General features: G+C 70.4%; 5 protein-coding genes. 2 read left to right on the top strand and 3 right to left on the bottom strand.

Annotated elements, in window-relative coordinates; genetic code table 11:
* The coding region (locus ACR2JI_RS11615; RefSeq protein ID WP_526390228.1) for an alcohol dehydrogenase catalytic domain-containing protein at window positions 1–532 on the bottom strand (532 nt) is incomplete at its 3' end.
* 31 nt (window positions 533–563) lie between these two features.
* Here ACR2JI_RS11615 and ACR2JI_RS11610 point away from each other — a divergent pair.
* Window positions 564–1,052 carry a hypothetical protein gene (locus ACR2JI_RS11610; RefSeq protein ID WP_526390227.1) on the top strand — a complete coding sequence of 163 codons (489 nt, stop codon included), beginning with the start codon at window positions 564–566 and terminating at the stop codon, window positions 1,050–1,052.
* Here ACR2JI_RS11610 and ACR2JI_RS11605 read toward each other — a convergent pair.
* Window positions 1,003–1,728: a DUF2334 domain-containing protein gene (locus ACR2JI_RS11605; RefSeq protein WP_526390226.1), complete on the bottom strand. Its 726-nt coding sequence runs from the start codon at window positions 1,726–1,728 to the stop codon at window positions 1,003–1,005. The genes ACR2JI_RS11610 and ACR2JI_RS11605 overlap by 50 nt on opposite strands.
* A gap of 70 nt (window positions 1,729–1,798) precedes the next feature.
* Window positions 1,799–2,380, bottom strand: coding sequence for a TetR/AcrR family transcriptional regulator (locus tag ACR2JI_RS11600; protein ID WP_526390225.1), 582 nt, complete (start codon window positions 2,378–2,380; stop codon window positions 1,799–1,801).
* Window positions 2,381–2,471: 91 nt separating this feature from the next.
* Between ACR2JI_RS11600 and ACR2JI_RS11595 the strand changes: the two genes are divergently transcribed.
* Window positions 2,472–2,951, top strand: a 480-nt coding sequence (locus tag ACR2JI_RS11595; RefSeq protein WP_526390224.1) for a cytochrome P450, incomplete at its 3' end; no start/stop codon positions are given.

Below are 2,951 nucleotides of genomic sequence, written 5' to 3'. Positions count from 1 at the left end.
CGCCCACACCCCACACCCCGACGGACTCGCCGACGCTCACCTTGCCGGTGCGCACCACCGCGCCGAACGGGGTGGACACCGCGTCGGCCAGGATCGCCGCCTGCTCCATCGGCACGTTGTCGGGCACCCGGGTCAGCCCGACGGCCAGGGCCACCGTGTACTCGGCCCAGGCGCCGTCGTAGGCGAACGCCATCAGTTGCGTCCGCAGGCAGTTGCCGACGTCGCCGCGGCGGCAGTTCGGGCATTCGGTGCAGGGCCGGCCCGCGGGGACGATCACCCGGTCGCCCACCTTCCAGCCGGTGACCCCCGCACCGAGTTTCGCGATGGTGCCGGAGGCCTCGTGGCCCTGGATCACCACCGGGCGCTGCACCGGGAAGGTGCCGTTGATCAGGCTGAGGTCGGAATGGCAGATGCCGCAGAACGCCACCTTCACCAGGACTTCGCCCGGGCCGGGTTCGGGGATCGGAACGTCCTCGAGAACAACCGTTCTGGTGTCGGCGTAGAACCGTTCGGCGCGCATCGTCTCAGCCATGTGCCCATCCAACCGCATTACCCTGGGAGCCATGTGGCTGCGGCAGCGCGACGGCGTGACATGCGGCCCCAGCGTGGCCGTGATGGCCGGGGCACTGCTGAACGACGAGTACGGCGCCCCGTTGAAACAGGAGCGTGCCCAGCAGTGGTTCGCCGCCGAGCAGGGCCGGGTGCACCGCAGCGTCAACACGGTGTGGCCCCGCGCCCTGGGCACCACCCCGGCCGGGATGGCGCGGGCGCTCAGCGCGCACGGCCGCCGGTACCGGTGGCGGCCCGCCCGGTTGCGTGACGACCTGGCCGACGTGTGTGCCGCCGTCGAGGCGGGGGCGCCGGTGGCGATGCTGATCGGTGCGACGATTCCGCGGCACTGGGTGCTGCTCACCGAGGTCGACGGGCCGGCGGTGCGGTGTTACGAACCGGGCTGCGGGCAGTTGGTGACGGTGACGGTCGGCGATATCCGCCGGGGCCGGCTCAGGCGGCTGGGTTTCCCTCGGCCGTATGCGTTCGTGCTGCCGGGTTAGCGTCCCACCGGTACACCGACGGCGCGCAGCCGTGCATCATCGCCAGGTCGACGGCGTCGATCATTGCCTGCTTCGGACCGGATTCGGCGAGTTGTTTGGCGGCCACCGCGATCCGCACGGTGGTGCCGCGCCGGGCGGCGCGTCCGGTGGACTGCACCAGCACCCGGCACCACCACGGCTCCGAGACGAATCCGGCCCCGATGCCGATGAGCCTGTTCTCGACGGTGATCCCGCGGGTCAGATCGGTGACGCCCCGCATACCGATGAGCGTGCGGAAGCCGTTGCGGGGCAATGCCTTCTCGGTGCCCTCGGAGTACTTCCAGCGCGGTGCGGCGAACAGCCGGGTGCGCAGGCCGGTGTGCTCCATGACGCGGTCGGCGGCGATCAGCCGCAGGTTCGCCTCGTGGGTGCCCATGGTGGCGAACTCCCCGCGCCTGCGCTTGGTGGCGGCCTCGTCGAACCCGTGCAGCACCACCGCGTCCCCGGCGTCGCGCTGCCGGGTCAGCCATTCCACGGTGGCGGGGTCCTTCTCCAGCCGGTAGTGGTGTTTGAGTCGCGGCGCCACCAGCAGTGAGAGCGGCACGCCGCGGGAGTCGAGCTGCCGGCGGAACTCGTCGACGTCGCCCAGCGTGCGGTCGTTGATTCCGGAGACTGAGACGATCAGCTCACCAGCCACGTTCGCAGTATGGATGAACAAGGTGTCGCGGCGGTGTCCGTGGGATTGACGACACGCGGCGTATTCCGACTCAGGCCCCGCCGACCAGTGCCGTCGCCGCCGCCACCGCGGGCTCGATGATCCCGGCCACGGGTTCGCCGTCCTCGACGGTCTGGGCGGTCAACTCGCGCAGACCGCCGAGCAGGATCACCGCCGTGGCCGGCGCCATCGGCCGAACGCCGTCGCGCCGGAATCCCGGGTTGGAGCTGAGTTCGACCAGCGTGGACGCCAGCCGGCTCAGGCTGCGCCGCAGCATCGGCCGGGCGCCCTCGCCCAGGGCGGGCAGCTCCCGGATCCAGCTCAGCGTGATCGCCGGGTTGGCCTCGATGAAATGGACATACGCACTCACCGCGCAGCGCACCTGCTCGCGCCACGGCGCCTCCGGGTCGACGGCCGCCACCAGCGCCTCGACCAGGGCCTCGTTATTGGCGCTGAGCAGTTCGGCGAAGCACTCCTCCTTGGTGGAGAAGTGGTCGTAGAAGGTTCGCTTGGAGGTCCGCGCCCCGCGGACGATATCGGCCACGGTGCTCTCCCGGTAGCCGCGCTCCTGGATCGAGGCGGCCAGGCCGTCGAGCAGCCGGACGCGGTGGCCGACGATCGCCGGAGCCGACATCGTGCCTCCCTTGTCAGTGCCTGGTACCAACGAGTACCGTAGCGCACACGCCGCTTGGTACAAGGCGGTACCACACCTGTCCGGAGGCCCGATGACCCAAGCGCCCGCGCTCGATCTGTCCGTCCTCGGCGAGCCCAAGCTTCCGCCGGCGCCGCGGATCCCGCGGGCACTGGGTGCTCTGGCCTTCGTGGCCAGCCGCCGGCGCACCGTCGTGCGGATCACCCGCACGCTCGGCCGCGCCTTCACCATCAGGGTCCCGGTGTTCGGCGACACCATCGTGATCGCCGATCCGGCACTGGCCAAACAGATCTTCACCACCAATCCCGAAGTGCTGCATAACATTCAGCCCAATCTGAGTCGGCTGCTCGGCCCCGGTTCGGTGTTCGCCCTCGACGGCGCGGCGCACCGCCGCCGGCGCAAACTGCTGACGCCGCCGTTCCACGGTAGGAGCATCGCCGCCTACGAGCGCATCGTCGAAGAGGAGACGATGCGCGAGATGTCCACCTGGCCCGAGGGTGTCGAGTTCGAAACCCTCGAGCCGATGATGCGGATCACCCTCAACGTCATCCTG

Source organism: Mycobacterium sp., from assembly GCF_051006775.1.
In the GTDB taxonomy this organism is placed as follows: Bacteria; Actinomycetota; Actinomycetes; order Mycobacteriales; family Mycobacteriaceae; genus Mycobacterium.
This window is presented reverse-complemented; position numbering and strand designations above follow the sequence as displayed.

What these genes read in the sequence shown, in the direction of transcription:
- ACR2JI_RS11600 (WP_526390225.1), bottom strand. Translation starts at nt 2,380, where the DNA reads ATGTCGGCTCCGGCGATCGTCGGCCACCGCGTCCGGCTGCTCGACGGC.
- ACR2JI_RS11610 (WP_526390227.1), top strand. Translation starts at nt 564, where the DNA reads ATGTGGCTGCGGCAGCGCGACGGCGTGACATGCGGCCCCAGCGTGGCC.